Raw genomic sequence first — 4011 nt, 5'->3', positions numbered from 1 at the left:
GCCGGTGCCTCGGCGGGCGCCTCCTGGGCGGGAGCCTGGGCCTGGGCCGGCGCGCCGGAACCGATGACCGCGAGTCGACCACCCACCTCGACGGTCTCGTCCTCGCCCGCCACGATCTCCAGCAGGGTGCCGGCGACCGGGGAGGGGATCTCGGTGTCCACCTTGTCGGTGGACACCTCGAGCAGGGGCTCGTCGACCTCGACGCTGTCCCCGACGTTCTTCAACCACCGTGTGACGGTGCCCTCGGTGACGCTCTCACCCAGCGCCGGCATCTCCACCGGGGTGCCCTCGGCGGCACCGCCGCCGTTCCCGGACCCGGCCGCCGCCGGGGCCGGAGCGGGCTGCTCGGCGGGCTGGGGAGTCGGCGCGGGGGACTCGGCCGGCTGCTCCTGGGTGGCGGCACCGGACGCCGGTTCCTCGCCCGAACCGTCGTCGAGCTGGGCGAGTTCGGCGCCGACCTCGACGGTCTCGTCCTCCTGGGCGATGATCCGCCGCAGTACTCCGGCGGCGGGGGAGGGGATCTCGGTGTCCACCTTGTCGGTGGACACCTCGAGCAGGGGCTCGTCGACCTCGACCCGGTCGCCTTCCTTCTTCAACCACCGTGTGACGGTGCCCTCGGTGACACTCTCACCGAGCGCCGGCATCTGGACGGAGAAGGCCATCTTTTCGCTGACTCCTCGTGCTAGTCGCTCGTGGGACTTAGTTCCTCGCTCCGGCTTCAGCCGTGCGCGTGCAGGGGCTTACCGGCCAAGGCGAGATGTGCCTCCCCGAGAGCCTCGTTCTGGGTGGGGTGAGCGTGCACCAGCTCCGCGACCTCGCCGGGGAACGCCTCCCAGTTGTAGATCAGTTGTGCCTCGCCGATCAGTTCGCCGACCCGCGCGCCGATCATGTGCACGCCGACCACCGGGCCGTCCTGGCCCTTGGCGCCGGCCTTGACCAGCTTCACGGCCCCGGACGTCTTGAGGATCTGGCTCTTGCCGTTGCCGCCGAGGTCGTAGACGAGGGTCTGGACCTCGCCGTACTTCTCCTTCGCCGCGGTCTCGGTCAGGCCGACGGAGGCGACCTCGGGTTCACAGTAGGTGACCCGGGGGATGCCGGCCTCGTCGATGGTGGACGGGTTCAGCCCGGCGATCTCCTCGGCGACGAAGATGCCCTGCTGGAAGCCCCGGTGCGCGAGCTGGAGGCCGGGGACCAGGTCACCCACGGCGAACACGCCGGGCACGCTGGTGCGCAGGCGCTCGTCGGTCACCACGAAACCGCGGTCGGTAGCGACGCCGACCTCCTCGAAGCCGTGTCCCGCGCTGTTGGGGCCACGGCCCACCGCGACCAGCAGCAGGTCGGCGTCCAGCTGTTCCCCGGACTCCAGGTTCACCGACACCGAGGTGTCGTCCTGGGTGACCCCGGTGAACCGCACCCCGGTCTTGAAGGTGATCCCCCGGCGGCGGAACGCGCGCTCCAGCTGCTTGGAGAGGTACTCGTCCTCGTTGGGCACCAGGCGGGGCAGCGCCTCGACCACGGTGACCTCCGCGCCGAAGGACCGCCACACGCTGGCGAACTCCACGCCGATGACCCCGCCGCCGAGCACGACGACCCGCTCCGGCACGAAGTCCAGGTTCAGCGCCTGGTCGCTGGTGATCACGCGGCCGCCGATGTCCAGACCCGGCAGGCTGCGCGCGTAGGAGCCGGTGGCGAGCACGACGTGGCGGCCGGTGTAGGTGGCACCCTCCACCTCCACCGTGGTCGGGGAGGTCAGCGTGCCGGCGCCGTTGACGTAGGTGATGCCCTTCGACTTCACCAGACCCTGGAGGCCCTTGAAGAGCCGGTTGACGACACCGTCCTTGTACGAGTTGACCCCGGCGATGTCGATGCCCTCCAGGGAGCTCTTCACGCCGAACTGATCACCGTCCCGGGCCGAGTCGGCCACCTCGGCCGCGTGCAGCAGCGCCTTGGTCGGGATGCAGCCGCGGTGCAGGCAGGTTCCTCCGAGTTTGTCCTTCTCGACCAGGACAACGGACAGACCCAGCTCTGCCGCGCGCAGGGCGCACGCGTAGCCGCCGGAGCCGCCGCCGAGGATCACGAGATCGGCGGAGGTGTCAGTCACGGGATCTCCTTGACAGGCAGGTTGGCGAAATCGCTTACGGGATACACCCTAGGTCGCCTCGGCGGGGTACCCGGTGCCATCTTGTCACCACGTATCGCCAGTTGGTGAAGGGGTCCGGCTGGGCGGCCCCCCGTGGCGGGGCGGATCACCCACGGTGCACGCGCCGGGTCCTCCGCGTGGTGGCCGACGGGAACGGGCCGTCCGCCGAAACCGTTGCCGAGGAGGCACCCGTGGTGCCAGCCGTGCTGGCAGGATCGGGACAAGCGAACAGGAGGTGTCCGTTGTGGGTCTTTTCGATCGGTTCCGGCGTCGTCGTCAGCGTCCCGGGACGCTGCGTACCTCGACCAAAGCTGACACCAGCCACCTGGAGGAGTGGGCCGCGGCGCGGCGGGGCGTGGAGGCCTACGTCGAGCCGAGGACCGCGGTGACCGAGACGACCGTGGTCCTCATCGCGCACGACGGGGAGTGGACGCGGCGACGCATCGACGGCCCCGAGGGCGCGAAGCAGTTCGCCAGGAAGCTGAGCATGCCCGTCTACGACGTGGCCCTCGTCGGGTATCCGCAACGGATGCGCGATTACACGGCCCGGCAGCGGGCCTTACGCAAACGCGCCGAGGGGGAGGGGCGGACCGACTGAACGAGCGGCCCGCCCCCCTCGGGGCGGCGGCGCGAGGCACGCGGCGGTGGCGGGGGTCGCGGAGTGATCTGCCTCAACTTCGCGGCCCGGGCGTGCCGCCGTCGGGCGCGGGCCCGGTCAGCCGTGCTCGGCGATGTCGGCGAGCACGGCGGCGATGGTGCGCACCGGCAACCCGGTGCCGCCCTTGGGCGTGTAGCCCCAGGCGCCCTTGTCGTTGAAGGCGGGGCCGGCGATGTCGATGTGCGCCCAGGGCAGCCCGTCCTTCACGAACTCCCGCAGGAAGATGCCGGCGGCCAGCATCCCTCCCCAGCGGTGCCCGGTGACGTTCGCCAGATCCGCGAGCTTGGAGTCGAGGTCCCCGCGCAGCTCCTCCGGCAGCGGCATCGCCCAACCGCCCTCACCGGTGGCCCTGGCGATCTCCGCGACCCGGTCGCGGAACTCGTCCTCGCCCATGACGCCCGGGGTGCGCTTGCCCAGGGCCACGACCTGCGCGCCGGTCAGCGTCGAGGTCTCGATCAGGTAGTCGGGGTCGTCCTCGGCGGCCCGGGTGATGGCGTCGGCGAGGACCAGGCGGCCCTCCGCGTCGGTGTTGAGCACCTCGACGGTCTTCCCGCCGTACATGGTGAGCACGTCACCAGGCCGGTAGGCGGTGCCGGATGGCAGGTTCTCCGCGAGCGGAACGTGCGCGATGACCTCCAGCGGGTACCTGAGCCGCGCCGCGAGGACGACGCTGGCGACCACGGCGGCGGCGCCGGACATGTCCGAGGTCATCTGGTCCATGTCCGCCGGCGGCTTGAGGGAGATGCCGCCGCTGTCGAAGGTGATGCCCTTCCCGACCAGCGCCACCTTCTTCACCGCGCGCGGGTGGGCGTAACGCAGGCGCAGCAGCCTCGGGCCGCGCGTCGAACCGCCGCCCACGCCGAGGATGCCGCCGTACCCGCCCTTGCGCAGGCCCTTCTCGTCGAGGACCTCGATGTCGACACCGGCCTCCTTCGCCAGGTCGCTGGCGCGCTCGGCGAACGACTCGGGGAACAGGTCGTTCGGCGGGGTGTTCACCAGGTCCCTGGCGGTGTTCACGGCGGAGGCGATGGCGGTGGCCGCCGTCAGCGTGGCCTGCGGGTCACCCTCGACGGCGGTGGGGAGCACGAACTCCACCCGGCCGACGGGGGCGTCGCCCGGCTCGGTGCGGTACCGGGTGAAGCGGTAGGCGCCGAGGAGCGTGCCCTGCGCCGCCGCGCCGAGGTCCAGCAGGGACAGCAGGCTGACGGCGTGT

General features: G+C 71.5%; 4 protein-coding genes. 1 reads left to right on the top strand and 3 read right to left on the bottom strand.

The window, feature by feature from the left end:
* The coding region (locus ACTIDRAF_RS0215245) for a biotin/lipoyl-containing protein (protein WP_016699593.1) at nt 1-662 on the bottom strand (662 nt) is incomplete at its 3' end.
* A gap of 56 nt (nt 663-718) precedes the next feature.
* Nucleotides 719-2101 (bottom strand): dihydrolipoyl dehydrogenase, encoded by a 1383-nt coding sequence (gene lpdA / locus ACTIDRAF_RS0215240; RefSeq protein WP_016699592.1) that lies wholly within the window; start codon nt 2099-2101, stop codon nt 719-721.
* 283 nt (nt 2102-2384) lie between these two features.
* On the opposite strand from lpdA, the gene ACTIDRAF_RS0215235 reads away from it, so the two are divergent.
* Entirely contained in the window at nt 2385-2738 is a 354-nt protein-coding gene (locus ACTIDRAF_RS0215235; RefSeq protein WP_026066141.1) for a hypothetical protein, read from the top strand.
* 117 nt (nt 2739-2855) lie between these two features.
* Here ACTIDRAF_RS0215235 and ACTIDRAF_RS0215230 read toward each other — a convergent pair.
* The coding region (locus ACTIDRAF_RS0215230) for a leucyl aminopeptidase (RefSeq protein WP_016699590.1) at nt 2856-4011 on the bottom strand (1156 nt) is incomplete at its 5' end.

This window comes from Actinoalloteichus spitiensis RMV-1378 (genome assembly GCF_000239155.1).
Classification (GTDB): Bacteria; Actinomycetota; Actinomycetes; order Mycobacteriales; family Pseudonocardiaceae; genus Actinoalloteichus_B; species Actinoalloteichus_B spitiensis.
This window is presented reverse-complemented; position numbering and strand designations above follow the sequence as displayed.